The organism is Limnospira platensis NIES-39 (assembly GCF_026000695.1).
Classification (GTDB): Bacteria; Cyanobacteriota; Cyanobacteriia; order Cyanobacteriales; family Microcoleaceae; genus Limnospira; species Limnospira platensis.
The window spans coordinates 1292851-1319403 of sequence record NZ_AP026945.1 but is presented as its reverse complement, the minus strand read 5'-3'; the positions used below and the strand labels follow the sequence as shown (position 1 = coordinate 1319403).

22 protein-coding genes and 1 pseudogene are annotated in these 26553 nt (G+C 47.2%); 17 read left to right on the top strand and 6 right to left on the bottom strand.

Annotated elements, in window-relative coordinates; genetic code table 11:
- Positions 1 to 52 precede the first annotated feature (52 nt).
- The 6 genes from N39L_RS06645 to N39L_RS06620 all read left to right on the top strand — a co-directional run bounded on the left by N39L_RS06645 (position 53) and on the right by N39L_RS06620 (position 8531).
- Entirely contained in the window at positions 53 to 937 is an 885-nt protein-coding gene (locus N39L_RS06645) for a tetratricopeptide repeat protein (protein ID WP_006616431.1), read from the top strand.
- A gap of 3 nt (positions 938 to 940) precedes the next feature.
- Positions 941 to 1789, top strand: a complete 849-nt coding sequence (lgt, locus tag N39L_RS06640; RefSeq protein ID WP_006616432.1) for a prolipoprotein diacylglyceryl transferase — start codon at positions 941 to 943, stop codon at positions 1787 to 1789.
- A 196-nt stretch (positions 1790 to 1985) separates the two neighbouring features.
- Entirely contained in the window at positions 1986 to 2783 is a 798-nt protein-coding gene (gene cobM / locus N39L_RS06635) for a precorrin-4 C(11)-methyltransferase (protein ID WP_014274689.1), read from the top strand.
- 38 nt (positions 2784 to 2821) lie between these two features.
- Positions 2822 to 2992: a hypothetical protein gene (locus N39L_RS06630; RefSeq protein WP_014274688.1), complete on the top strand. Its 171-nt coding sequence runs from the start codon at positions 2822 to 2824 to the stop codon at positions 2990 to 2992.
- A 4270-nt stretch (positions 2993 to 7262) separates the two neighbouring features.
- A complete protein-coding gene (locus tag N39L_RS06625) occupies positions 7263 to 8075 on the top strand; it encodes an SDR family oxidoreductase (protein ID WP_006617155.1) in 813 nt (270 codons plus the stop codon).
- 30 nt (positions 8076 to 8105) lie between these two features.
- Positions 8106 to 8531, top strand: a complete 426-nt coding sequence (locus N39L_RS06620) for an NUDIX hydrolase (protein WP_006617154.1) — start codon at positions 8106 to 8108, stop codon at positions 8529 to 8531.
- A gap of 66 nt (positions 8532 to 8597) precedes the next feature.
- Here N39L_RS06620 and N39L_RS06615 read toward each other — a convergent pair whose 3' ends face one another.
- The 3 genes from N39L_RS06615 to N39L_RS06605 all read right to left on the bottom strand — a co-directional run bounded on the left by N39L_RS06615 (position 8598) and on the right by N39L_RS06605 (position 12078).
- Positions 8598 to 9356 (bottom strand): M23 family metallopeptidase, encoded by a 759-nt coding sequence (locus tag N39L_RS06615; RefSeq protein WP_006617153.1) that lies wholly within the window; start codon positions 9354 to 9356, stop codon positions 8598 to 8600.
- 107 nt (positions 9357 to 9463) lie between these two features.
- Complete coding sequence (locus N39L_RS06610; protein ID WP_014274685.1) at positions 9464 to 11074, bottom strand: bifunctional ADP-dependent NAD(P)H-hydrate dehydratase/NAD(P)H-hydrate epimerase; 1611 nt, start codon at positions 11072 to 11074, stop codon at positions 9464 to 9466.
- 26 nt (positions 11075 to 11100) lie between these two features.
- A complete protein-coding gene (locus N39L_RS06605; RefSeq protein ID WP_014274684.1) occupies positions 11101 to 12078 on the bottom strand; it encodes a hypothetical protein in 978 nt (325 codons plus the stop codon).
- Positions 12079 to 12222: 144 nt separating this feature from the next.
- Between N39L_RS06605 and ctpA the strand changes: the two genes are divergently transcribed.
- The 3 genes and pseudogenes from ctpA to N39L_RS06590 form a co-directional block, all read left to right on the top strand.
- Positions 12223 to 13446, top strand: a complete 1224-nt coding sequence (gene ctpA, locus N39L_RS06600; protein WP_014274683.1) for a carboxyl-terminal processing protease CtpA — start codon at positions 12223 to 12225, stop codon at positions 13444 to 13446.
- Between the two features lie 141 nt (positions 13447 to 13587).
- Positions 13588 to 17814, top strand: coding sequence for a tetratricopeptide repeat protein (locus tag N39L_RS06595; protein WP_434221531.1), 4227 nt, complete (start codon positions 13588 to 13590; stop codon positions 17812 to 17814).
- A gap of 166 nt (positions 17815 to 17980) precedes the next feature.
- Positions 17981 to 18208 (top strand): annotated as a pseudogene (locus N39L_RS06590) (S41 family peptidase); the annotation flags it as partial.
- A gap of 146 nt (positions 18209 to 18354) precedes the next feature.
- On the opposite strand, the gene hisB reads toward N39L_RS06590, so the two are convergent.
- Positions 18355 to 19002: an imidazoleglycerol-phosphate dehydratase HisB gene (hisB, locus tag N39L_RS06585; RefSeq protein ID WP_006617542.1), complete on the bottom strand. Its 648-nt coding sequence runs from the start codon at positions 19000 to 19002 to the stop codon at positions 18355 to 18357.
- Positions 19003 to 19095: 93 nt separating this feature from the next.
- Positions 19096 to 19872, bottom strand: a complete 777-nt coding sequence (gene fabI / locus N39L_RS06580) for an enoyl-ACP reductase FabI (RefSeq protein ID WP_006617541.1) — start codon at positions 19870 to 19872, stop codon at positions 19096 to 19098.
- Positions 19873 to 20393: 521 nt separating this feature from the next.
- Here fabI and ntcA point away from each other — a divergent pair.
- The 5 genes from ntcA to N39L_RS06555 all read left to right on the top strand — a co-directional run bounded on the left by ntcA (position 20394) and on the right by N39L_RS06555 (position 24183).
- Positions 20394 to 21059: a global nitrogen regulator NtcA gene (gene ntcA / locus N39L_RS06575; RefSeq protein WP_014274678.1), complete on the top strand. Its 666-nt coding sequence runs from the start codon at positions 20394 to 20396 to the stop codon at positions 21057 to 21059.
- A gap of 243 nt (positions 21060 to 21302) precedes the next feature.
- On the top strand, positions 21303 to 22778 hold the full coding sequence (locus N39L_RS06570) for a DUF3084 family protein (RefSeq protein ID WP_006617539.1): 1476 nt from the start codon (positions 21303 to 21305) through the stop codon (positions 22776 to 22778).
- Entirely contained in the window at positions 22775 to 23170 is a 396-nt protein-coding gene (locus tag N39L_RS06565; RefSeq protein ID WP_006617538.1) for a pre-16S rRNA-processing nuclease YqgF, read from the top strand. Before N39L_RS06570 ends, N39L_RS06565 begins: the two co-directional genes overlap by 4 nt.
- A 101-nt stretch (positions 23171 to 23271) precedes the next feature.
- Positions 23272 to 23595 (top strand): DUF760 domain-containing protein, encoded by a 324-nt coding sequence (locus tag N39L_RS06560; protein ID WP_006617537.1) that lies wholly within the window; start codon positions 23272 to 23274, stop codon positions 23593 to 23595.
- A 405-nt stretch (positions 23596 to 24000) separates the two neighbouring features.
- On the top strand, positions 24001 to 24183 hold the full coding sequence (locus N39L_RS06555) for a hypothetical protein (RefSeq protein ID WP_231852108.1): 183 nt from the start codon (positions 24001 to 24003) through the stop codon (positions 24181 to 24183).
- A gap of 91 nt (positions 24184 to 24274) precedes the next feature.
- Here N39L_RS06555 and N39L_RS06550 read toward each other — a convergent pair whose 3' ends face one another.
- Entirely contained in the window at positions 24275 to 24541 is a 267-nt protein-coding gene (locus N39L_RS06550) for a tetratricopeptide repeat protein (RefSeq protein WP_231852107.1), read from the bottom strand.
- 17 nt (positions 24542 to 24558) lie between these two features.
- On the opposite strand from N39L_RS06550, the gene N39L_RS06545 reads away from it, so the two are divergent.
- The 3 genes from N39L_RS06545 to N39L_RS06535 all read left to right on the top strand — a co-directional run bounded on the left by N39L_RS06545 (position 24559) and on the right by N39L_RS06535 (position 26495).
- Entirely contained in the window at positions 24559 to 25668 is a 1110-nt protein-coding gene (locus N39L_RS06545) for an AAA family ATPase (RefSeq protein WP_014274674.1), read from the top strand.
- Positions 25659 to 26048 (top strand): hypothetical protein, encoded by a 390-nt coding sequence (locus N39L_RS06540; RefSeq protein ID WP_014274673.1) that lies wholly within the window; start codon positions 25659 to 25661, stop codon positions 26046 to 26048. The genes N39L_RS06545 and N39L_RS06540 overlap by 10 nt, the downstream gene beginning before the upstream one ends.
- Before the next feature lie 150 nt (positions 26049 to 26198).
- On the top strand, positions 26199 to 26495 hold the full coding sequence (locus tag N39L_RS06535; RefSeq protein ID WP_014274672.1) for a hypothetical protein: 297 nt from the start codon (positions 26199 to 26201) through the stop codon (positions 26493 to 26495).
- Positions 26496 to 26553: the final 58 nt, after the last annotated feature.

The following is a 26553-nucleotide window of genomic DNA, read 5'->3' as shown; positions in this document are numbered from 1 at the left end:
GCTACCATGTGATCAGCAAAGCCGTTAGCTGGGAGAGAGGAATTTAGAAGTCATGGTAGATAAACGTCGTGGCGTGATTGGGGTAATTTTAGTTCTATCCCTAATCGCATTTGTGGGATTTTCCATGGCCCCCTTGCTGGGAGGACTCCTAAGAACTGATTCATCCGAGTCTGAACCTAATCAAACCGCCGTTTCCAATATTAGCGGCGCTCAACTCAAAGACCTCGAAGACCAAGCCAGGGGTTATCAATTGGTTTTACAAAGAGAACCTGATAATGAGACCGCCCTACGGGGATTTCTGCAAGCTAAATTTGAGTTAATCAGTCAAGGTCAAGGACAGGTAAGAGATGTTGTTGAACCTTTACAGAGGTTGGCGCAATTACACCCGGAAACTCCAGAATATGGGATTCTATTAGCCCAAGCTCAAGAGTATACAGGCGATCCGGAAGCGGCAGCTCAAAGTTATCGAAGAATTTTAGAACAGCGACCCGGAGAAGTCCAAGCCCTCCAGGGACTCGTTAGCCTTCTGATTTCCCAAGACCGCCCCGAAGCCGCCATTGGCTTATTAGAAGATACCCTCAAATCAGCACCACAGATTAATCAAGCCCAAGCCGGAAGTATTGACGAAATCTCCATCCAACTAATCTTAGGGCAGGTTTACGCCGAACAGCAACGTTACCAAGAAGCGATCGCCGTTTATGATGAGGCTATCAAAAACAGCGAGTCAGACTTTCGCCCCGTCCTAGCTAAAGCTATCATACTCAGACAACAGGGAAATCCTGACGATGCTGAGTTACTATTTGCGGAAGCCATAGACTTAGCCCCTGCCGGCTTTAGAGATCAAATTAAACTACAGGCAGGAATGACACCCACCTCCCCAACTATGGAAACTTCCCCCGAAGCTACCACCGAAACTGAGGTCGGGGAAACTGAATAATCAATGCTAATTCAATATCTCCCTGTGGGGTTTCAATTTACATCTCCCGGACCGACTATCTTAGAAGTCGGTCCCATATCAATTCGCTGGTATGGTTTACTAATTGCTTCAGCGGTATTAATTGGTGTCACCCTCTGTCAGTATCTCGCCAGCCGCCGCCATGTCAACCCAGAGTTAATGGGGGATTTGGTGATTTGGTTGGTCATTGGTGCAATTCCCGCCGCCCGACTTTACTATGTTGCCTTTCAATGGCAAAATTATGCTAACGACCCCGCTAGTATTATTGCCATTTGGAAAGGTGGCATCGCTATTCATGGCGCGATTATCGGAGGTATGCTGGCGGCGGTCATTTTCGCCAAAATTAATCAGGTCTCCTTTTGGCTGTTAGCTGATTTGGTCGCGCCTGCCTTGATTTTAGGTCAAGCTATCGGACGCTGGGGAAATTTCTTTAACTCCGAAGCCTTTGGCGGTCCGACAGATTTACCCTGGAAGTTATACATATCTCCCCCCTACCGACCTCTGGGTTATCAGGACTATCAATATTTTCATCCCACTTTCCTCTATGAGTCAATCTGGAATTTCCTCGTCTTTGGCTTACTGTTAACCCTGTTTTTCCGAGACCTACAACAAAAGCCTCCCCTCAAATTAGGCACTATTTTTTTAGTTTATGCGATCGCCTACAGTTCTGGACGAATTTGGATTGAAGCACTCCGAACTGATAGCCTTATGTTAGGACCCTTTAGAATAGCCCAATTAATTAGCCTGGGCGGTATCCTATTGGCAATGACAGGTCTACTATGGTTATATGTTTTCCAACGCCATTTACCTGATGTCGTCAAATCTGATTTCTAGCCATCAACCCACCCTAACCAGAGTCCCCTTGATTGCCATTGGTTGCCAACAGCCTCCCAGAATGATAAAATATAAAAAACGCCCCGGAGTTTGTTTTTCTCCAGGGCATTAACCAGGGTGCATCTACCATACCTAGTTACCACCTAACTCTGATATAATCCGGAAAGAAATTACTGGTAGGGCAAAAATTTTTGCTATGAATGGCACAACCCGAAAATCATTGCCACCAATGGTGTACATTGTAGGGGCAGGACCAGGCGACCCAGAATTGCTCACAGTTAAAGCCCAAAAACTTTTGACTCAAGCTGATGTGATTCTGTTTGCTGATTCCTTGATACCCCCGCAAATGTTAGTCGGTGTGCGTCAGGATGCAGAAATTATCCCCACCGCTAATCTTACCCTTGAGGATATCCTACCTGTTATGATAGATAGAGTCCAAAAAGGGCGATCGGTTGTCCGCCTACATTCGGGAGACCCTAGCCTATATGGGGCTATTTATGAACAGATACGCCAACTCTCAGAGATGGGTATTGATTTTGAAATAGTCCCCGGTATTAGCGCTTTTCAAGATGCAGCCGCTAAACTCAAGCTGGAGTTGACTATTCCTGAATTAGTCCAGACTATCATTTTAACCCGCGTCAGTGGACGCGCCACAGGTGTTCCTCCCTCAGAAGAGTTGGCGAGTTTAGCAGCCCATAAAGCTAGTTTGTGTCTCTATCTCAGCGCGCGCCATGTCACCGCCGCCCAAGATAAGTTAATCGCACATTACCCCCCCGAAACACAGGTCGCTATTTGTTATCGTCTCGGATGGCCTGATGAGAAAATTAGGGTAGTTCCCCTACATCAAATGGCTGAAGTTACTCAACAAGAAAATTTCACACGCACCACACTCTATCTCATAACTCCCGCAACCGGTGCTAACCCAACCGCCAGGTCTAGCCTTTATCACCCACAACACTCCCACTTATTTCGCCCAAATGTTAAGTTTTGTTAAGTTTTGTCAAAAAAATCCTTTTTTTTTGGGGGGAGGGGTTGCTTTTCGGTCGCGCCCGTGATAGTCTATATCATAATGGAGATATTGACTTTTATTTGAAAATTACACAAATTCCAATTATATACTTTATACATAATAATAGCATGAGTTGCCGAGAGTGTCAATTGGCGATCGCCTATAACCCCGAAAATTCCCGAACCATAGTGTAGGGTGCGTCAGAAGCACAGGACTACATCAACACCCAGCCACCCACTAACTGACGCACCTTCAATGGTTATGGTAGAGTGTGTCAGCCTATAACCCGAAAATTCCCCAACCTTCCTTCCTTATGGTAGGGTGCGTCAGAAGCACAGGACTACATCAACACCCAGCCACCCACTAACTGACGCACCTTCAATGGTTATGGTAGAGTGTGTCAGCCTATAACCCGAAAATTCCCCAACCTTCCATAGTGTAGGGTGCGTCAGAAGCACAGGACTACATCAACACCCAACCACCCACTAACTGACGCACCTTCAATGGTTATGGTAGAGTGTGTCAGCCTATAACCCCGAAAATTCCCCAACCTTCCTTCCTTATGGTAGGCTGCGTCAGAAGCACAGGACTACATCAACACCCAGCCACCCACTAACTGACGCACCTTCAATGGTTATGGTAGAGTGTGTCAGCCTATAACCCCGAAAATTCCCCAACCTTCCATAGTGTAGGGTGCGTCAGAAGCACAGGACTACATCAACACCCAACCACCCACTAACTGACGCACCTTCAATGGTTATGGTAGAGTGTGTCAGCCTATAACCCCGAAAATTCCCCAACCTTCCTTCCTTATGGTAGGCTGCGTCAGAAGCACAGGACTACATCAACACCCAGCCACCCACTAACTGACGCACCTTCAATGGTTATGGTAGAGTGTGTCAGCCTATAACCCCGAAAATTCCCCAACCTTCCATAGTGTAGGGTGCGTCAGAAGCACACCAAAACATCAACACCCAGCCACCCACTAACTGACGCACCTTCAATGGTTATGGTAGAGTGTGTCAGCCTATAACCCGAAAATTCCCCAACCTTCCTTATGGTAGGGTGCGTCAGAAGCACAGGACTACATCAACACCCAGCCACCCACTAACTGACGCACCTTCAATGGTTATGGTAGAGTGTGTCAGGTTATAACCCCGAAAATTCCCCAACCTTCCCCAACCTTCCTTCCATAGTGTAGGGTGCGTCAGAAGCACAGGACTACATCAACACCCAGCCACCCACTAACTGACGCACCTTCAATGGTTATGGTAGAGTGTGTCAGGTTATAACCCCGAAAATTCCCCAACCTTCCATAGTGTAGGGTGCGTCAGAAGCACAGGACTACATCAACACCCAGCCACCCACTAACTGACGCACCTTCAATGGTTATGGTAGAGTGTGTCAGCCTATAACCCGAAAATTCCCCAACCTTCCATAGTGTAGGGTGCGTCAGAAGCACAGGACTACATCAACACCCAGCCACCCACTAACTGACGCACCTTCAATGGTTATGGTAGAGTGTGTCAGCCTATAACCCGAAAATTCCCCAACCTTCCATAGTGTAGGGTGCGTCAGAAGCACAGGACTACATCAACACCCAGCCACCCACTAACTGACGCACCTTCAATGGTTATGGTAGAGTGTGTCAGGTTATAACCCCGAAAATTCCCCAACCTTCCATAGTGTAGGGTGCGTCAGAAGCACAGGACTACATCAACACCCAGCCACCCACTAACTGACGCACCTTCAATGGTTATGGTAGAGTGTGTCAGCCTATAACCCGAAAATTCCCCAACCTTCCATAGTGTAGGGTGCGTCAGAAGCACACCAAAACATCAACACCCAGCCACCCACTAACTGACGCACCTTCAATGGTTATGGTAGAGTGTGTCAGCCTATAACCCCGAAAATTCCCCAACCTTCCATAGTGTAGGGTGCGTCAGAAGCACAGGACTACATCAACACCCAACCACCCACTAACTGACGCACCTTCAATGGTTATGGTAGAGTGTGTCAGCCTATAACCCGAAAATTCCCCAACCTTCCTTATGGTAGGGTGCGTCAGAAGCACAGGACTACATCAACACCCAACCACCCACTAACTGACGCACCTTCAATGGTTATGGTAGAGTGTGTCAGCCTATAACCCGAAAATTCCCCAACCTTCCATAGTGTAGGGTGCGTCAGAAGCACAGGACTACATCAACACCCAACCACCCACTAACTGACGCACCTTCAATGGTTATGGTAGAGTGTGTCAGCCTATAACCCGAAAATTCCCCAACCTTCCATAGTGTAGGGTGCGTCAGAAGCACAGGACTACATCAACACCCAACCACCCACTAACTGACGCACCTTCAATGGTTATGGTAGAGTGTGTCAGCCTATAACCCGAAAATTCCCCAACCTTCCATAGTGTAGGGTGCGTCAGAAGCACAGGACTACATCAACACCCAGCCACCCACTAACTGACGCACCTTCAATGGTTATGGTAGAGTGTGTCAGCCTATAACCCGAAAATTCCCCAACCTTCCATAGTGTAGGGTGCGTCAGAAGCACAGGACTACATCAACACCCAACCACCCACTAACTGACGCACCTTCAATGGTTATGGTAGAGTGTGTCAGCCTATAACCCGAAAATTCCCCAACCTTCCATAGTGTAGGGTGCGTCAGAAGCACAGGACTACATCAACACCCAACCACCCACTAACTGACGCACCTTCAATGGTTATGGTAGAGTGTGTCAGCCTATAACCCGAAAATTCCCCAACCTTCCATAGTGTAGGGTGCGTCAGAAGCACAGGACTACATCAACACCCAACCACCCACTAACTGACGCACCTTCAATGGTTATGGTAGAGTGTGTCAGCCTATAACCCGAAAATTCCCCAACCTTCCATAGTGTAGGGTGCGTCAGAAGCACAGGACTACATCAACACCCAACCACCCACTAACTGACGCACCTTCAATGGTTATGGTAGAGTGTGTCAGCCTATAACCCGAAAATTCCCCAACCTTCCATAGTGTAGGGTGCGTCAGAAGCACAGGACTACATCAACACCCAACCACCCACTAACTGACGCACCTTCAATGGTTATGGTAGAGTGTGTCAGCCTATAACCCGAAAATTCCCCAACCTTCCATAGTGTAGGGTGCGTCAGAAGCACAGGACTACATCAACACCCAGCCACCCACTAACTGACGCACCTTCAATGGTTATGGTAGAGTGTGTCAGCCTATAACCCGAAAATTCCCCAACCTTCCATAGTGTAGGGTGCGTCAGAAGCACAGGACTACATCAACACCCAACCACCCACTAACTGACGCACCTTCAATGGTTATGGTAGAGTGTGTCAGCCTATAACCCGAAAATTCCCCAACCTTCCTTATGGTAGGGTGCGTCAGAAGCACAGGACTACATCAACACCCAACCACCCACTAACTGACGCACCTTCAATGGTTATGGTAGAGTGTGTCAGCCTATAACCCCGAAAATTCCCCAACCTTCCCCAACCTTCCTTCCTTATGGTAGGCTGCGTCAGAAGCACAGGACTACATCAACACCCAGCCACCCACTAACTGACGCACCTTCAATGGTTATGGTAGAGTGTGTCAGCCTATAACCCGAAAATTCCCCAACCTTCCTTCCTTATGGTAGGGTGCGTCAGAAGCACAGGACTACATCAACACCCAGCCACCCACTAACTGACGCACCTTCAATGGTTATGGTAGAGTGTGTCAGCCTATAACCCGAAAATTCCCCAACCTTCCTTCCTTATGGTAGGGTGCGTCAGAAGCACACCAAAACATCAACACCCAACCACCCACTAACTGACGCACCTTCAATGGTTATGGTAGAGTGCGTCAGCCTATAACCCCGAAAATTCCCCAACCTTCCCCAACCTTCCTTCCTTATGGTAGGGTGCGTCAGAAGCACACCAAAACATCAACACCCAGCCACCCACTAACTGACGCACCTTCAATGGTTATGGTAGAGTGTGTCAGCCTATAACCCGAAAATTCCCCAACCTTCCTTCCTTATGGTAGGCTGCGTCAGAAGCACAGGACTACATCAACACCCAGCCACCCACTAACTGACGCACCTTCAATGGTTATGGTAGAGTGCGTCAGCCTATAACCCCGAAAATTCCCCAACCTTCCTTCCTTATGGTAGGGTGCGTCAGAAGCACAGGACTATATCAACACCCAACCACCCACTGACTGACGCACCTTCAATCAATCTCATTGTGTTAAGTTTTATTAAGAAATGTAAAAAAATCCCTTTTTTTTGGGTGGGGGGTTGCTTTTCGGTCGCGCCCGTGATAGTCTATATCATAATGGAGATATTAACTGTTATTTGAAAATTACACAGATTCCAATTATATACTTTATACACAATAATAGCATGAGTTGCCGAGAGTTGTCAATTGGCGATCGCCTCTGTGGATAAATTAATTCTATGATGAAAGTAGAACATGGAATAATCACGGGTGGTTCTAGTGGGATAGGCTTAGAGACAGCGAAACTGCTAATGGAGGCAGGGGCTAATATTACCCTAATTGCCCGTGATGGTGAAAAATTAGAAAAGGCGGCGAGGGAACTAGAGAAGTTGTGTCCTGAGCGAGAGGTGTTGACCTTGGTGGCGGACGTGAGCGATCGCCTGGAGATAGAAGCTGCTATGATGAACTCATGCGATCGGCTAGGTACACCGGATATATTGGTGATATCAGCGGGTGTAGCCTATCCTGGTTATTTCCTCGAAATGCCCGTAAAAGTCTTTGAACAAACAATGTCAGTGAACTATTTTGGGGCGCTATACTCAGTAAAAGCAGTAGTGCCGCTGATGGTAAAACGGGGAAAAGGGACAGTAGTTTTGATATCTTCTGGGGCGGGTTTAATGGGGCTTTATGGCTATGCCGCCTACTCTCCTAGCAAATTTGCCTTACGGGGGTTAGCGGAGGCTTTACGGGGCGAATTAAAGCCATTGGGAATAAAGATAGCAGTAGTATACCCACCCGACACAGATACGCCACAACTGAGGACAGAAAACTTGACTAAACCCCCAGAAACCCAAGAGATAACCGCGACGGCTGGAATTTGGAAACCAGAAGATGTCGCCGAGGCTATTGTCCGAGGTCTGGAAAAGGGGGAGTTTGCGATCACTCCGGGAATAGAAATGACGCTACTGAACCGCCTTCACAGCTTGGTATCACCGGGACTTAACTGGTACTTTGACCGCCTAGTGGCTAAAATCTCCAAACAGCACCAATGATAACCACCATAGAACCCATATTACCAGATGATGTCAAAACCGGCTCGAGAAGTAGCGATCGCCATTTTGTACCAGTCCGACAAAATTCTCCTACAGCTAAGGGACGATATCCCCACCATAGTTTATCCTGGGGTTTGGGGGATGTTTGGGGGTCATATAGAACCCATGGAAACCCCCCTAGAAACCATGAAAAGGGAATTACTCGAAGAAATTGGCTATGTCCCGACCTCCCTATATGAGTTTGGCACTTATGGGACAGAAGAGGTAGTGCGCCATGTATTTCACGGACCCCTAGAAGTAGGTCTTGAGCAACTGATTTTAGGGGAGGGGTGGGATATGGAACTGGTAAGCCGTGGTGATATTATAGCCGGACAAGCCTATTCTAAACAAGCGGGAATGTTGAAAGCGATCGGCGAACCTCACCGCCTAATTTTACTAGATTTTCTTCAGGCATAGGCACGGGGTAAATTTCCAATTCCCAGGAAATATGGCGATTTGCGATCGCCCGCCGCCACTTGTCGATTATCCGACAATAGGGACACTACCATCATTAGGAAGAAATAGGCGGGGGTCTACGGGAGTCCCGTCAGGTCGGCGAATTTCAAAATGGAGATGGATAGAATAGCCGCCGCCATCAATTTCTCGCCCTTCGTAGCCAAAACCAGAACCGCCTCTAATTCCGATTAATTGTCCTTGGGAAACGTGATCATTTACCCTGACTCTAATTGACCGCAAATGCAAATATCGATGTTCCCAACCGTCAGGGCGGCGAATATGAATAGACCGACCATCTGCGCCGCTGGTATTATTTTTAACATACTCCACAACCCCATTACTAGCAGCATAACATTCATCAGGAGTATATCCGCCAATATCAACGCCAGCATGAAGTCTCCCCCTTGCATAACCAAACTCAGTTCTAGGTCCCATGCTAGTGCCGCGCATCGGCCATTTCCAACTACTGGAAACGGTAGCTGCGGGTTTGGGACTGCTGACCGGGCTATTGGTATCTACGGGAGTGTTAATGTTTACGGGCTGATTAATGCTGCCTATTTTATCATCTATAAGTTGAATGTGAGGGGCGAATATATACCAGGTTTCCCGTTGTCCGGGATAGGGTGGTCTAAATTTAATTTCTAAGTGTCCATATCCGGCTGATTTATAGTCGGTAATTTCGTATTGGTTGCCAGCATAGATAGAGATTTTATCAGCGGAATTTAGTTCATTGGATGCGACAGGTTTCTGTTTTAAGACGGTGTTCTGTTGTATGATAATTTTCATGATTAGTTACCGGGTATTTGGCTAAGTTTAAGTTAAGGAATTAATGATATAGCTGTATCTAGGCAGGGAAGGATAGGGAGTAGGAAAGGTAAACCATAATTAAGCTGTTAGTTGTTGTATATAGGTACATTGCTATTAGGAGTGAACTGGGGGAAATGTGTTAACAACTGCTTTAAGTTGAGATACTTAGTTAAGGTAAAAGCATCGACTCCCAATTCAGTACGATCGCCTGCTGCCACTATACCAGCGAGTGAGTGCCACCAAACGGCGACTTGAGCGCTTAATTCTGGGGGCTGTGACTGTCGAGACTGGGTAGCGAGTAAGCCCCCTAACAAACCAGTGAGAACGTCGCCACTGCCCCCACGGGCTAGGGCGGGGCTACTTTCTGGGTTAATGATTACTGACTGGGGAGTAGCAATGCAGGTTCTCGCACCCTTTAAAATGACCACAGCGCCAGTTAAACGGGCTGCTGCCCTACTCCCTTCCATAGAGCTATGTGATTTATCATTTAGTTGGGGAAACAGGCGTTTAAACTCTCCACGGTGGGGGGTGAGAATGGTGGCAGCCTGACGGTTAGATAGGGTAGTCACGGGGTCTAGTTGGGCTAACAGGTTCAGGCCATCAGCGTCTAGGACTAGGGGTCTATGGCTATTTAATACTGTCTGAATGAGGGAGACATTCTCAGGGGTTAAACCTGGACCACAGGCGATCGCATCATAACTATCCAAGTTTATATGATCAGCAATAGAGGCGATCGCACCCAGCTCGGTTTCTGGACAACCGATAATCAAGGCTTCGGGTAGTTGAAAACTCAACAGAGGCTTGATAGACTCCGGGACAGCTATTGATAGCATTCCCACGCCACTAGCTCGCGCCCCCAAGCCTGACAATAGCGCCGCCCCGGTATAACGACGGGAACCGGCAATAATTAATAAATGACCCTGTTTATATTTATGGGTATTTTGGGGGAGGGGGATAGGTAAATGAGATATCGCCCATTGGGGAGTTAGTCGCTGTAGTGGGGGAGACACCCCCAGGACGGCATGAATATCAGTTAAAGGGATATCAAAATCAATTAACTCGGAAGTTCCCAACCATGGTAGGGCTTGTTCCTGCAAAAAGGCTAATTTCCATAACCCCAAACAGAAAGTTTTTGTTGCCTTAATAGCTTTTCCGAGGACTAATCCTGTGTCAGTATGGATACCTGATGGGATATCAATGCTAAAAACGGGCTGATGCCAACTATTGACAGTTTCGACTATTTGTGCTATATCCCCCTGGATAGGACGTTCTAAGCCAAAGCCAAACATCCCATCGATAATTAGATCACAATGTGCTAATTGGGCGATCGCCTCTACAGTTTGAATACCGAGACTAGCAGCATATCGAAGATGATCGGCGGTGAGTGGCTTGTGTTGGCTGAAGGGAGAATATAACAGAACCCCATAACCGCGATAGTATAATTCCCGCGCCACCACCAAAGCATCACCCCCATTATGCCCCGGTCCCACCAAAACCCCAATTAACTTGATTGGTGTGCTGGTATGCTCAGAGTGTAAAATCGACAATAGGCGGCGGGTAATATTGAGGGCGACCTTTTCCATTAAAGCTGCCACAGGCATTCCCGCGTCAAAAATGCGAGTTTCTATGGCTTGCATTTGGGCTGCGGTCACAGCGAACTGTTGGATAAGTTGAAAATGATTAGGAGTGCCTGCCATTGTTAATCATGGTAACAGTAATGGGACTATCTGCCAAAATATATTTGAGCGGAGCCAATTCCCGAATCTGTGAGATAATTTTCCCATTCTTGGGCGAGTCCCAAATCAGCAAAAGGTCCAACGGCTACCAAGGGGTCAGCGAAGTGGTCACGAATGATAATGCTGTTTTGAGGTACACCTAAAGCGATGGCATTTTCAGCGGTCCTAGATAGTTCTGCGGCTGGTGTGGGAATTAATACAAAATAGCCATCAGTATCACTTAGTCCCAGGTTAATACCTGACGCTGCGGGAATAGGAGTAGGGGTCTGAGTGGGTAAACCGAGTAAAATTTCCAATTGTCCGCGAGAGGCGACGACTTCTCCTCGAATGCGTCTGAGAATTAGTTGACTGAGGAGTTGTTCAGCGTTGGACAAGTTGACAAAACTACCGGCTTGAATTACGGGGACACCCTGATATTGAACAATTTGTGCATTGGGGGATACCTGTCGCACTTGGTCTAGGGATGCTGCACCAGGTCTGATATAGACTTGATAAAGTCCTAGGTCAGTGGTGGGGCGAATAGTATTTAGTCTAATATTGGTTTGAATGGGTGGGGTTGACCCTCGTTGTGGGGGAACTACCAGGGGGCTGACATTTATGGAGTTCTGAAATTCGGGAGTATTGCGGAAATCGGTAATTTGGGCTTGAACTCCCCTTTGTCTGAGACTTGATACGAGTTGTTGGGCTTGGGTCTGATTGAAATAAATGCCGGCATCAATTACAATGCGATCGCCATATCTTTTGATTATGGCTCCTGGTTGTACCTGTTGGACTATTTCCAGCAGGAGGGGATTATCCCCTGAGACATAGACCCCGTAGCGTTGCTGTTGTGCTTGGGCGAGTGGGGATGTTAAGGTTAAGTATCCTCCCAGGAGCAATAGTGATAGCCATCGCCCATTCCCCGCCCATCGAAAGGTAAACTGGATCGGGGACTTGTTTTGGTTTTCAAGAGAAGTTACAGTCAATGTCAGTTCCTCCATGGGGGGGGGTTAGCCTACCAAGCCTGAAACAATTATAGCCATATATGGCGGAGTTTCGGATCATTTAGATTTGCTAAAATTGATAACATCTCATCATCAATGTTGGAAAAGAACATAAAATTTGCTATTATGCCGAGACGATTGGTTTCTTGTGTCCTCGCCGCCTTGCTACCGATTATCCTAGTTTGGGGAGTAGTTGTGCAACCGGCTTGGGCGCTGACGGATGAACAGAAACTTCTGAGCGAGAGTTGGGGTATTGTGAACCGCGCCTATGTTGATGAGAGTTTTAATCATCAAAATTGGTGGTTATTGCGGGAAAAACAAATTAAGAAACCTCTCAGAAATCGGGAGGAAACTTATCTGGCTATTGAGGAAATGTTGGCGAGTCTTGATGATCCGTTTACCAGGTTGTTGAGACCGGAACAATATCGGAGTCTGCGAGTTAGTACCTCTGGAGAATTGACGGGAGTGGGGTTACAAATTGCTAAGGAGGCTGAGACGGGGGCGCTGGTGGTGGTGACTCCCCTTGATGGTTCTCCGGCTGATGATGCGGGAATTAAGCCGCGCGATCGCATTCTGAAAATTGATGGTTTTTCGACTGATAAGATGACCTTGGATGAGGCGGCGGCGAAGATGCGAGGCAACCCTGGAACTCAGGTAGTTTTAACTGTAAAATCTGCGGAAAATCAGTCAACTAAGGATTTCAAATTATTACGAGACCACATTACACTAAATCCGGTGGTTTACGAACTGAGAAAAACGGAGGATAATTTAGCTTTTGGTTATCTGCGCTTGCGACAGTTTAGCGCCAATGCGACCAGTGAGGTGACTAATGGGATTAATAACCTAATCAATGCTGGGGCTCAGGGTTTTATTTTGGATTTGCGAAATAACCCGGGTGGACTGCTACAGTCGGGGGTAGAAATTGCTCGGTTGTGGTTAAATCAAGGGGCGATAGTTTATACTGTAGATAGGCGAGGGTCTTTAGGAGGTTTTGATTCGACGCGATCGGCTTTAACTGATGCGCCGTTAGTGGTATTAGTTAATGGTGGTACAGCCAGCGCCAGCGAAATTCTGGCGGGTGCGCTTCAGGATAACCACCGGGCTTTATTGGTGGGTGAAAAAACCTTTGGGAAAGGCTTAATTCAATCCCTGTTTGATTTGTCTGATGGTGCGGGGTTGGCGGTGACAGTGGCTCATTATGAAACCCCTAACCATACTGATATTAACAAACAAGGAATTATGCCCGATCGCATTGTGAAAAGTCCTAATTTAATGCGATCGCAATTAGCCACCGAAGCCGACCCCCAATATCAAGAAGCCGTTGATTTATTGAGAGGGCAAATAATGTAAACCCTCTGGCTCTGGGAGAGGTAAATTCTCACAAAAGGGCTGATAGTTTGGATGCGATCGCCGTTGAGTCCCCAACTGTGATTTATAGTGTATAATCAGTGAGAATCCCCCCGAAAACCCGCCATTGACCAGTAGAGAGCAGTGGATATTCTCACTAAGCCTCAGCATCGATTATTGATCGCGACTGCCGTATTGGTGGGTGGGACGGTGTGCGGTGGCTCCCTAGGAGCGATCGCCACCTCCGTGGCTGGGGGCATTGTCGCCAATGATATGGTTCCCCAACACCTCAAGCATATTGCTGTTCGCCTGAAAGGGAGTCAAGACAAATTAGGCAACCATGATTTAACCGAGGCGACCGGGTTGGCTATCTCCCTGATTATCAAAAGCATCGCCGAAGCCGGAACCTATCCCCACTCCACTAAAAAACTAGCAGCCCTGGCTAAATATACCCTCAAAGCCTGGCAGGAAGTCGCGGAAGCCTTAAAAAAGGGGAAAAAGGTTAATTTTAACCCAATCCAAGAAACCGAGCTTACAGAGCTATTTCGAGGGGGTACGCGGGAGTATGTCGCTCAAACCGTCTTGAGCGCAGAGGATTGGCAGATATTACTGAAACATTGGCTCTGTCCGGGGGCTAAGGTGGAATTGCCCGAAAATGTCGTGCAGGAAGTGGCGACCCAGTTGCGAGAGAAGTTTGCTTTCGCCTTGCGGGAAGTGTTGAAAGGGGATTTTGAAGAAGGGGGACGGGCTTTCGCTGGCTTGACGCTCTCCCTGCTGGGGGAAATGCAGGGGATTTTGGAGGAGTTGCTCAACACCAGTTCCCAAACCCAGATACAGGACTTACAGGCAGAATTAGCGGCGGTGACGCGACTGCGAGAGGCGTTAGAGACCGATTCGCAACGGTTCCAGGAGTTGGGAAACCAGATTCAGTCTGGCTTTGGGGAGGTGTTGCAGGAGTTGGGCATCACTCAGGGGAAAATTGACGAGATGCGGGCTGAGTTGCAACAGGAATTACAGAGTGTGCAGGAAACGCTCAGGGAAGGATTGGGCAATCTCAGCCAACAGAATCAACAGTTACAAGAAACGCTCGAAACGGGCTTCGAGATGGTTGTGGCGTTCTTGGAGCGGGATACATCGGGGATTCAAGCTATTTCCTTCAGCTTGGATACCAACCCGCCCAAGGTGACGAATTGGCAGGGACGGGAAGAGGAATTGAGCCAAGTTAACCGTTGGCTGGATGATGAGAATACGAAACTGGGGGTGATTGTGGGATTGCCGGGGATGGGCAAATCCACCCTGGCGGCGAAGTTGTTTCGGGAGCGGACGGATTTTGAGGATAAATTGTGGCTGGATTTGGGACAGCGTCCGAGTTATTCCCTTGTGGCTCGCGGGATATTGCAGGAGTTGGGCAAACTCTCCCCCCAGGAGTTGGAACAAATCCCAGAGACTCGCTTAACCAATGTCTTGGTTCATTGTCTGCAACGGCGGCGCTTTTTGCTGGTGTTGGATAATTTGGAGTCGGTATTGCAAGATGAAGCCTATCAAGACTTTTTGCAGCGGTGGCTGGGGGCCTGTCACCAGACGGAAATTCTGGTGACGACTCAAGTTGCGCCTAAGTTGGTGCAGGAGAACCCCACAGAATTAGCCCTAGGGGGACTCTCAGCGAGGGAGGGGGCGCAACTGTTGCGGGAGTTGGCGGTGGGGGGAACCGAGGCGGAATTGCAGGAGTTTGTTAACCAGGTGAATGGACATCCCCTGATGCTGAAACTGGTGGCGGGGTTGCTGCATGATGAGTTGGGGGATGAGGCGACGATTGGTCAGTTGGCGGGGTTGGGAATTGCGGATGTGGGGCTGTTGATGTCGCGGTTAAAGGGATACCACCGTCAGGAGGTAGTGCAGTTGGTGGCGGTGTTGGATGCGAGTTTTAACGGCTTGTCGGAGAAATGGCGGCGGCTGTTGCTGTCGTTGGTGGTGTTGCGTCAAGCCTTTGATGGGACGGTGGCCAGTGCCATGATTGGGGAGACGGTGGCTCAGAATGAGTTGCGGGGGTTGGCGAAACGGGGGTTTTTACTGGCGGAGGCTCAGGGGTATCGATTCCTCCCTTTTATTGCTGAGTATCTCAAGTTTCGCTTGGGGGATTTGTGGGAGGCGCATTTACAGGCGATCGAGTTTTATATGAGTGGTATGAAGCCTCGGGCGGAGTGGCAGACAGTGGAGGATGTGCGGGAATATTTGGAGGTGTTTTATCATCGCTGTGAGTTGGGAGAGTATGAGGCGGCGTTTGATGTCATTCGGAATGGGGGTGATGTCGCTGACTTCCTGAGTTTACAGGGTAATAATGAACTCCTTGCAGAACTCTACCAGCAATTAGTCGAAAATCTGCCCCGTCGAGACGATTGGCGATATGGGGCCTGTTTAACTTCGTTAGGCAACACTTACCATTCCCTAGGACGCTACCAAGAGGCGATCGCCTTTCACCAACAATCTCTGGAAATTAAACGGGACATCGGCGACCGAAAGAATGAAGCCGCTTCTTTAAACAATTTAGGCAATGCTTACTATTCCCTAGGACGCTACCCAGAGGCGATCGCCTTTTACCAACAATCTCTGGAAATCGCACGGGACATCGGCGATCAAAAGAATGAAGCCACTTCTTTAGGCAATTTGGGCAACACTTACCATTCCCTAGGACGCTACCAAGAGGCGATCGCCTTTCACCAACAATCTCTGGAAATTAAACGGGACATCGGCGACCGACAGGGTGAAGCCAATTCTTTAATCGGTTTAGGCAATGCTTACTATTCCCTAGGACGCTACCCAGAGGCGATCGCCTTTTGCCAACAATCTCTGGAAATTAAACGGGACATCGGCGACCGACGGGGTGAAGCCAATTCTTTAATCGGTTTAGGCAATGCTTACTATTCCCTAGGACGCTACCCAGAGGCGATCGCCTTTTGCCAACAATCTCTGGAAATCGCACGGGACATCGGCGACCGACGGGGTGAAGCCAATTCTTTAATCGGTTTAGGCAACGCTTACAAGGCCCTAGGACGCTACCAAGAGGCGATCGCCTTTTACCAACAATCTCTGGAAATCGCACGGGACATCGGCGACCGACAGGGTGAAGCCAATTCTTTAATCGGTTTAGGCAACGCTTACAAGGCCCTAGGACGCTACCAAGAGGCGATCGCCTTTCACCAACAATCTCTGGAAATTAAACGGGACATCGGCGACCGAAAGAATGAAGCCGCTTCTTTAAACAATTTAGGCAGTGCTTACTATTCCCTAGGACGCTACCAAGAGGCGATCGCCTTTCACCAACAATCTCTGGAAATTAAACGGGACATCGGCGACCGACAGGGTGAAGCCAATTCTTTAATCGGTTTAGGCAACACTTACAATGCCCTAGGACGCTACCAAGAGGCGATCGCCTTTTGCCAACAATCTCTGGAAATCGCACGGGACATCGGCGACCGACAGGGTGAAGCCGCTTCTTTAAACAATTTAGGCAACGCTTACAATGCCCTAGGACGCTACCAAGAGGCGATCGCCTTTCACCAACAATCTCTGGAAATTAAACGGGACATCGGCGACCGACAGGGTGAAGCCGCTTCTTTAAACAATTTAGGCAATGCTTACTATTCCCTAGGACGCTACCCAGAGGCGATCGCCTTTCACCAACAATCTCTGGAAATCGCACAGGACATCGGTGACCGACGGGGTGAAGCCAATTCTTTAAACAATTTAGGCAATGCTTACTATTCCCTAGGACGCTACCAAGAGGCGATCGCCTTTTGCCAACAATCTCTGGAAATCGCACGGGACATCGGCGACCGACGGGGTGAAGCCAATTCTTTAATCGGTTTAGGCAACGCTTACAAGGCCCTAGGACGCTACCAAGAGGCGATCGCCTTTCACGAAGAATCTCTGGACATCAAACGGGACATCGGCGACCGAGAGGGTGAAGCCAATTCTTTAATCGGTTTAGGCAATGCTTACTATTCCCTAGGACGCTACCAAGAGGCGATCGCCGTTTACGAAGAATCTCTGGAAATCGCACGGGAAATCGGCGACCGACAGGGTGAAGCCAATTCTTTAATCGGTTTAGGCAACGCTTACAAGGCCCTAGGACGCTACCAAGAGGGGTTTGCCGCCTCACAGCAAGCCATAGAAATTTATCAAGAACTGAATTTACCCCTTGATGCTTACCCCATTCCTAATTGGCTGAAAAAACTGGTAAAATTCTCCGAACGGGGTAAACTTCATCTGATGCTGTGTTTTGTCGGGGGTCTGGTGGCTTTCCCCTTGGTGTTGATTGGGGGGGTTTTACTCATCCTCTATCGTCTCGTAGTTCGTCAAATTAAGGGTTAAGAGAAATCCCCAAAGCCGGACTTAAAATAGGTAGACTGCATGGAAAAATTGCCAACCTTTGTTAGCCCAAACCATGCCGTTATCGGATCGAGATGATTTAAACACAGCAGATAATTCGATAAGTTAATTGTCCCGACCGGAATTGTGCCTATGGGTTGGGGAGTGAAAAACCTTTGGGAAAGGCTTAATTCAATCCCTGTTTGATTTGTCTGATGGTGCGGGGTTGGCGGTGACAGTGGCTCATTATGAAACCCCTAACCATACTGATATTAACCAACAGGGAATTATGCCCGATCGCATTGTGAAAAGTCCTAATTTAATGCGATCGCAATTAGCAACAGAAGCCGACCCCCAATATCAAGAAGCCGTTGATTTATTGAGGTATCAAATGTAGACCTTCTGTCTCTCCCCAGTGTAGGGTGCGTCACCTTCTCATAACTAACGGAAAAAGAGATAAGTAGACTGGGGACGCACCTTCTTTGATAGCCGTCTCTCCCTGGTGTAGGGTGGGTCGCCTTCCCACCCCAAGTTTTCGATGAGTTATAAAACGCCTTTGGAACTGGGAATAGTACCCGCACGACGTGGATCGATTTCTAGGGCCATTCTGAGCGATCGCGCAAAGGCTTTAAATGCCGCTTCAATAATATGGTGAGAATTGATCCCGTCCAACTGGCGAATATGAAGGGTCATTAAACTGTTATTAGCCACAGCCACAAAAAATTCTCGCACTAACTGGGTATCATAGTTTCCTACCCGGAGTGTGGGAATTTCCAAGCCATAGCTAAGGTGAGGACGACCGGAAAAATCTAGGGATACTTGTACTAAGGCTTCATCAAGGGGGGCGACAAAATGCCCAAACCGGACAATTCCTTTGCGATCGCCTGTAGCTGCTGCCAAAGCCTGACCCAAGGTAATGCCCACATCCTCATTAGTATGATGATCATCAATATGAGTATCCCCGACGGCTTTAATCTCCAAATCCAATAAACCGTGGGAGGCAATTTGGTGTAGCATATGGTCTAAAAAAGGCACTCCGGTAGCCACATCACAGCTACCTGTACCGTCCAAATTTACCGTCACAGAAACATCAGTTTCCCCAGTAGTACGCTTAACAGTGGCAATGCGGTTATGCTTGATATTAGGGTTAGTTCCTGGTGTAGAAGTTGATGGGCGATCGCGAGTTTGCATAGTCAATAATTTAGGGAGCTTTAACTGAGTGGGAACAGGGAACAGTTAATTTCACCGCTCCCCGAGTCCCATGATAACCATTAGGATTTGTGGCTACATTCCCATGATACAGTAACCAGAATCGACATAAATTATCTGGCCAGTAATCCCACTGGAGAGATCACTGCATAGGAAGGCGGCGGTATTTCCTACTTCAGTCTGGGTGACAGTCCGCTTTAGGGGGGCAATTTCCTCGACATGATGAATCATATCTAAAATGCCGCCAACGGCTGAGGAAGCCAAAGTCCGAATCGGTCCAGAGGAGATGCCATTAACCCTAATCCCCAAGGGTCCAAATTCAGCCGCCAAATAGCGGACATTCATTTCTAGGGCAGCTTTAGCAATTCCCATGACATTATAGTTGGGAACTACCCTAACTCCCCCTAAATAGGTGAGGGTGACAATACTACCACCAGAGGTCATCAAGGGTTTAGCAGCGCCACTCAACTGTACCAGGGAGTAGGAACTAATATCTAAGGCGCGAGTAAAACCCTCACGGGAAACGGTGCTAAAGTCTCCCGATAGTTCCTCCTTACCAGCAAAAGCCAGACAGTGGATGAGGATATCGAGTTTCCCCCATTGGTCTCGAATGGTATCAAATAGGGATGTTACCAGTGCATCATCCTGGACATTACAGGGCATGATGATACTGGGATTGAGTGGTTCGACTAGACTGCGAACCTTTTTTTCAAACCGTCCCTTGTCATCGGGTAGATAGGTGACTCCTAGGTTAGCACCGCAGGAGTGGAGTTGTTGGGCAATACCCCAAGCGATGGAACGCTCGTTAGCAATGCCAGTGACCAGTGCGTTTTTTCCGTTTAAATCCAACATAGTAGATTATTGTATTTGAAAAGGGGACGAGAAAACTCCCACAATTGGGGGTTGAAAACAAGAGGTTTGGTGGTAGAATCCCTTTGGCGTGCCTAGATGAATCAGGAGCCGGCGGGCATAGTATGCACCCAGTTCACGATCGCAGGTGGCTAATTTCAGGTCAAAATCTTTGGCATCGCCAAAATATGGCAATTGAGTCGTTTTTTCGACACCAACTCCGTTGGCTTAGATATACTCTGGGTAGACATGAAACCAATGACCTGTATAAATGGACGTACTGAGATACTCACAATTTTGATTCCAGGTCAGGGTAAAAACCTTTGTGCCAGGGAATGACTCTAGGTGAGTGTTAGGGGATCTCCCATTATAATCTTTCGCTTAACGAGGGAGGATGTCAATAGAGTTTAATCTGCACGAGGGTTTTGGTCGCCAGATTTGAAAGCATCGAGTCGGTGAACATTTAAAGTCAGTTCAAGTCAGAGTCAAACTAGCGCAGTGGTTAAGTGGAAGGAATCGGGTCAGTGACGTATGATAGACCGTTAGCATCAGTGTTCCGTCAAATTGGTGGCGGAGCGTTTCCCCCTGTGGTGGAGAGTTTTGACCGTGGTAAAACTATATTTTTCCCCGGTGATCCAGCCGAGCGGGTTTATGTCTTAATTAAGGGAGCCGTGAAGCTGTCTCGGGTTTATGAGGCGGGAGAGGAAATCACTGTGGCTCTACTTAGGGAAAATAGTGTCTTTGGTGTCCTCTCGCTGATTACGGGTCATAAGTCTGATCGGTTTTACCATGCGGTGGCTTTTACCCAGGTGGAATTGCTTTCTGTTCCCATTGAACAGGTGGAAAAGGCTCTGAAAAGTGATCCCGAATTGTCTATGGTGATGTTGCGGGGTCTGTCGTCTCGCATTCTGCAAACGGAGATGATGATCGAAACTTTGGCGCATCGGGATATGGGATCGCGATTGGTGAGTTTTTTATTGATTTTGTGTCGAGATTTTGGGGTTCCCGGTCGAGATGGGATTCGTATTGATCTCAAATTGTCCCATCAGGCGATCGCTGAGGCTATTGGCTCAACGCGGGTGACTGTAACTCGACTTTTGGGAGACTTACGACAGAAAAATATGATCTCGATTTATAAAAAGAAAATTACTGTTCATAATCCTGTTACCCTGAGCCAACAATTTACCTGAAAAATTATCGGGTCAGTCTGGCTGTCACAGCCTCACCAGAATTGGCTCTCAGCTTGAGCTTAACAATAATCATATACCGTTCTGGTTTTGGGGATGATCTCGATTCGTGACTCCCGAGGCTTCCCGATTTTGGGCTCCGGGATAGTCCATAACTATTGCAACTTGGAAAAATTGGCTTCACAATGGAAGATGATAGCAATGGAGGATTAATCGAATATTCTAACCCCTAGCCTTGAAACTGATATGACCGCTGCTTTTATTTTTGTTATTGCTATTCTCACTCTGGGAGGGGTGATCGCGGTGGTGAGCGATCGCCTCGGGACTAAGGTTGGTAAGGCTCGCCTCAGTTTATTTAAAATGCGCCCCAAAAAAACGGCGGCTGTGGTGACTATGGCCACGGGAACTATGCTTTCAGCCTTAACCTTAGTGATTTTATTCGCGACCAGTAAACCTCTGCGCCGGGGTGTGTTTACTATTGACCAAATTCAGGATAGACTCAATCAGGCTCGTAAGGATTTGACCCAGGCTCAGGTAGAAAAGCATCGGGTAGAATCGGAGTTAATACAGGCTCAAAATGAACTACAAGCAGCGGTTGATTACTTAAACGAAATTAATTCTTCTCTCAATAATGCTAAGGTAGAAGTATCCGAACGTGAGCAAGAATTGGAAAGGGCTCAAAGTCGCCTGGAAAATACGGAGAGTGAATTGCATCAACTTCAGAATCAACTCAGTCAAATGGAAGCGGCGAAAACTGAGATTGAGGCGGAAGTAGATAGCATAGAATCTCAATTAAGTCAAGTATACCAGCAAAAAAAAGAGCTGGAAACAGAAATAGATCAACTACAAGTAGAACGTCAAGATTTAATCGAGCAGCGGGAGAGGGTGTCGGCTCAGATAGAAGATCGCGATCGCCAAATTGCTGACCAAGACATGGTGATTGCTGAACGGGAAAAACGCTTATCTGAATTGGAAATAGCTCAACAGCAATTGGAAGAACAAAAAGCTAATGCTCAACGGGGTTTTCAAATGCTGCGAGAGGGTAGTGTAGCTCTCAAACGGGGTGAAGTTCTGGCGAGTGGATTGGTGAGAATTGGGGATAAAGACAGTTCTAAAGATGCGGTAAATAGACTGCTACAAGAAGCTAACCGCAATGCCCTAAGATTTGTGCAAATGGGTAATCAAAGTGCTAATCAAGATATGGTAGTTATGATTACTAAAGCTGAGGTTGAAGAACTGATTGAGGAAATTAATGATGGTGAGGAGTATGTGGTACAAATCGTCGCGGCTGCTAATTATTTAGTGGGTGAAAAACGGGTGGCAGTTTATACTAGGGCGGAGCTGAATCAACTGTTATTTAGCAGTGGTCAAATTGTGGCGGGAACTTCTTTAAATCCGGCTACTATGACTTCGGAAAGGCTGCAACAGCAATTACAACAGCTTTTGGATGCTTCGAGTTTTAGGGCTCGTTTTGTAGGGGTGGTAAATGGTTCGATAGAAATGAGTGACGATCGCATAGATACTCTGATTTCTTTTATTCAGCGGTTGGAGGAGTATGATCAAACCTTGGAACTACAAGCGGTGGCGGCGCAGGATACTTATACTATCGGTCCCCTGCGCTTGGATTTGTTGGCGCGTCATAACGGGGAGGTGTTGATTAGCACTCGTCAACAGACCCGAAAACTTGATGATATTGATTGGGCGGAGGTTTGGCGGTGGTGATTTTGGGTTTTGACCCGGGTCGGGATAAATGCGGGGTGGCGGTGGTAGGGGACAATCAACAGGTTTATTACCATCAAGTAGTGGCGGCGAATGATGCGATCGCCACGGTAGAATCACTCTGTAGTCAGTTTTCGGTGCAACTGGTGGTGATGGGAAATCAAACCACTTCCCGGACCTGGAAACAACAAATGCGCGCGGTTCTTCCCGAGTCTATTCAGATAGTGGAAGTTGATGAGCGTTATAGTTCTTTGCAAGCACGCGATCGCTATTGGGAAATGTATCCCCCCCAGGGTCTATCTCGTCTGTTACCCCAGGGGATGCGGGTTCCCCCCAGACCCATTGATGATATCGTGGCAATTATCCTAGTCGAACGTTATCAGGGGGGAAATTAGTTACGGTAGCCGTCTACTGAGGTTCGGTTTTAATCACTGTCGATGGTGCTACTGATATCGCTATAGTGTAGTTAAAGATAGATTATTACAGGATCTGGCAAATGAATAACAAATCAAATGGAGTTCCTGAGTTTTGTGGCGATCGCCTTTCCGGCAGTAATGGATTGTGGCAATATGTGAAATCAATGCCCCCGGAAACAATAGCCCAACTCTCCCAAGCTGATCCGGATGTAGCTCAATTGATGGAACATAATCTACTACAAATCCTTGGTGGATTGCCTTCTGACCATTTTGATGTGACAATTACTACTAGCCGTGAAAATCTTGGTCGTCTTCTAGCTTCTGCGATGATGAATGGATATTTTCTCAACAAAGCTAAACAGCGCATGGAGTTTGAAAAATCCGTTGCCAATATTTACAGTTAACCGGAAAGATTTAGCAGGTCTGGGGAGTCAGTATAATTGGCTCCCATCAAGTTTTTTGCCTCTTCAGAAAAACTGCCAATTGCTTGATATTTAGTCTCCCGGACCCCCGTGCTAACTAAGTATAAGTTTATCGAAATTTGAAATTGAGATTATCAGTGGTTATCCCCCTGATGGGTTACTGCCCACTACCCAAAACCTATAGGTGTATAAGACAATATAAACTTAGGCTCGAAGCGGTAATTGGTTAACAAATCTCTGGTGAGAGGACTGCCTCTGTCCGGGGTTATGAGTTGATTAATTTTGCTGTCGGGTGGGAGATAGCTATAACCCACTGGGGGCTACCCAGCCAGGTCAAAACTGGGTAGGTAGAAAATCAGGGTGCATCGAAAAATGAAGAAAATAATTGTGTTACTCGGGCTAGTGGCTTCGACGGGTGGGGGTCTAGCTTTGGTTTCTGATGTGGCGGCGATCTCCTCGCCTAATTCGCCTGCCTGGAAAAGCTTCAACAACCACGGTCTAGTTGTTCAAAGTGGTTATGAAGGCACGAATGAGGATGGCGATCGCGAAAGTGTAGGTACATCAATGTAGTTTGGTCATAGGGGCGGCTCAAAGCTGCCCCTACTGATTTTTAGGGGAGTGTTTGTAGAAATTGTTGAATTTCTAGGTCGCCAGGATTTATTTATAATGCCCTTTGGTCGCGATCTTTAGCTTCTTGGTCGCGGCCCTGTGGCAGATAGGCGATCGCCTCTCCATAGTCTCCCAGGAGAAATAGTGCTTGGGCTTTAGCGGTGAAAGCGGGGGTAAAATCAGGTTTGATATTGATCACGCGAGTATAAGTGATCGCCGCCTCAAATTTGGGAGATCCACATAGGCGATCTGTTCCGGTTAAAATTGGTGACGGGAGAAGGGTAGCCATCTCCGAGATACCGCTGTAGGATGCACGCACAGAAAAAATTTAATTATATGAAAGTAGAATCGATTAAAATCGAAAACTTCAAACGATTTCAGGACCTAGAAATTTCATTCAAGAATAATATTCTGGACGAGGTGAGCGATCGCTATCTGATCCTCGGCGATAACGGAACAGGTAAAACGACCCTCTTACAGGCGATCGCCCTTCCTTTAGCCTTAGCAACTGGTCGGATTCGAGATGTAGCAGATTTTAACTGGATCGGTTTCCTTCCCGGTCGCCATTTTAGGTGGGGATCACCAAAGATTGAGATGCAGATTTTATTTGAGGAGGAAGAATTAAAAACCACTTCTGAACTGGCAAAAAAATGGTACGATGCTCAACCTGACGAATTCAAAGAAATGCGGGAATTTGTCGAACCGGGAGATAGCCGGAGAGTGAGCCTTCTGTTAAACGGTGATTTTTGGAAAGCGGGAGATACTCCCGCAGAACGCGCCCAATTTAGAGGAAGATATTATGCTCAATGGTTGATCAATAGGAGAGAGCAATCTGTCCGACATTATTTTGCCAAACTTCCCGGAGTTTTTTGGTTTGACCAGTTCAGGAACTTAGGTTCCCATTCCAAGCCAGACAGTAGCAGAGACAATCTCAACGAAAGTAGTAGTGAAGCATCCTTTGATGTGGGAGTCGGGATTTTACGACAATACCTGATTGATTGGCACAGAAACCAAGAATCAGGAATTGGCGATTATTCAAATAGTTATTTATTGCAGATAGAAAGACTTTATAAAAAAGTTTTTCCCGATCGCTCATTTGCTGGGATAGAAAAAATGCCCAGTCAAAATGATCCGACAGGTTCAGAAACTTATTTTCTGCTGAATGATGGATATCGAACCTATGACGTTCAAGAAATGTCAGCCGGAGAACAGTCTGTTTTTCCTTTGTTATATGAATTTGTGAGGCAACAAATTGCTTATTCGGTGGTCTTAATCGATGAAATAGATTTGAACTTACATCCTCCGGCTGCTCAATATTTTGTATCCCAACTGATGAAAATTGAACCAACCTGTCAATTTATTATTACCACTCACTCTGACTCGGTGAGCAATGTTGTTGGAGAAAGTGAAACCTACCGTTTACCGGGAGGAACGCTGTGTCTGTAACGAATCTTTACTGCGAAGGAAGTCCGAAAAGCATTGATATTCGAGTTATTCGTCAGTTATTACCCAAATGTGAAATTCGCCCTCTCGGGGGCAAAACGTCCAGCTTTCTGAGTAGTATTATCGCCGACCGTGACCGACAACCCAATTTAGCTTGTTTGGTCGATCATGATTTCGATTGTCGAGATTGGGAAATAACCAATGAACCCATTCGATGTGTATATGATCAAATATGGGTCGGTTGGGCGTGGGAAAGAAAAGAGATTGAAAACTATTTAATCGATCCGGTAGTCGTCCGAAACGCATTAGGAAAGAAAGCACCATCAAACTCTGAGTATCAGAATGCTTTAGACCAAGCAGCGGAGAAAATTGCTGCATATTAGGCGGCAAGAACTGCTTTAGATTGCGAAAAGTTTAAGAATTTTTGGGGCGACAAAGTTCGACAAGGACATTCATTCCCGCCCAAACTAGGCGAAGATTACTGTGAAGTAAGGATAGCTGAAATTGTTAGAGAATATAAGGGCGAGAGAATTGTGTCACCCGAAAATGTGCAAGGGAAATTCAGGGATTTACTTCCTAAATTCAAATCAGCAGGATCTCGTTTTCAAAATTATCTCCATTATTTTGCGGGGAAGGATTTACTCTACGCCATGAGAGACAAACTCGGTGATTGGGGATTTGAAGATAGTTCAAATAAAAACCACCCAGAGGAAGTATTCATTGAAAGAGTTGTGACTAGAATTGAACACACAGATGGGGTTTGGGAGTGGTTACCAAAATGGAAGAAACTCCGTCAGTTGATTGAGGAGACTAATTTTTCGGAAAGTTGAAATCAATTGGGGGAAATGGCGATCGCGAAAGTGTAGGTACATCAATGTAGTTTGGTCA

Bases quoted from the DNA above. Each gene is read 5' to 3' on its own strand.
- N39L_RS06645 (WP_006616431.1), top strand. From the start codon at position 53: ATGGTAGATAAACGTCGTGGCGTGATTGGGGTAATTTTAGTTCTATCC.
- lgt (WP_006616432.1), top strand. From the start codon at position 941: ATGCTAATTCAATATCTCCCTGTGGGGTTTCAATTTACATCTCCCGGA.
- cobM (WP_014274689.1), top strand. From the start codon at position 1,986: ATGAATGGCACAACCCGAAAATCATTGCCACCAATGGTGTACATTGTA.
- N39L_RS06625 (WP_006617155.1), top strand. From the start codon at position 7,263: ATGATGAAAGTAGAACATGGAATAATCACGGGTGGTTCTAGTGGGATA.
- N39L_RS06620 (WP_006617154.1), top strand. From the start codon at position 8,106: ATGTCAAAACCGGCTCGAGAAGTAGCGATCGCCATTTTGTACCAGTCC.
- N39L_RS06615 (WP_006617153.1), bottom strand. From the start codon at position 9,356: ATGAAAATTATCATACAACAGAACACCGTCTTAAAACAGAAACCTGTC.
- N39L_RS06610 (WP_014274685.1), bottom strand. From the start codon at position 11,074: ATGGCAGGCACTCCTAATCATTTTCAACTTATCCAACAGTTCGCTGTG.
- ctpA (WP_014274683.1), top strand. From the start codon at position 12,223: ATGCCGAGACGATTGGTTTCTTGTGTCCTCGCCGCCTTGCTACCGATT.
- hisB (WP_006617542.1), bottom strand. From the start codon at position 19,002: ATGCAAACTCGCGATCGCCCATCAACTTCTACACCAGGAACTAACCCT.
- fabI (WP_006617541.1), bottom strand. From the start codon at position 19,872: ATGTTGGATTTAAACGGAAAAAACGCACTGGTCACTGGCATTGCTAAC.
- N39L_RS06570 (WP_006617539.1), top strand. From the start codon at position 21,303: ATGACCGCTGCTTTTATTTTTGTTATTGCTATTCTCACTCTGGGAGGG.
- N39L_RS06560 (WP_006617537.1), top strand. From the start codon at position 23,272: ATGAATAACAAATCAAATGGAGTTCCTGAGTTTTGTGGCGATCGCCTT.
- N39L_RS06545 (WP_014274674.1), top strand. From the start codon at position 24,559: ATGAAAGTAGAATCGATTAAAATCGAAAACTTCAAACGATTTCAGGAC.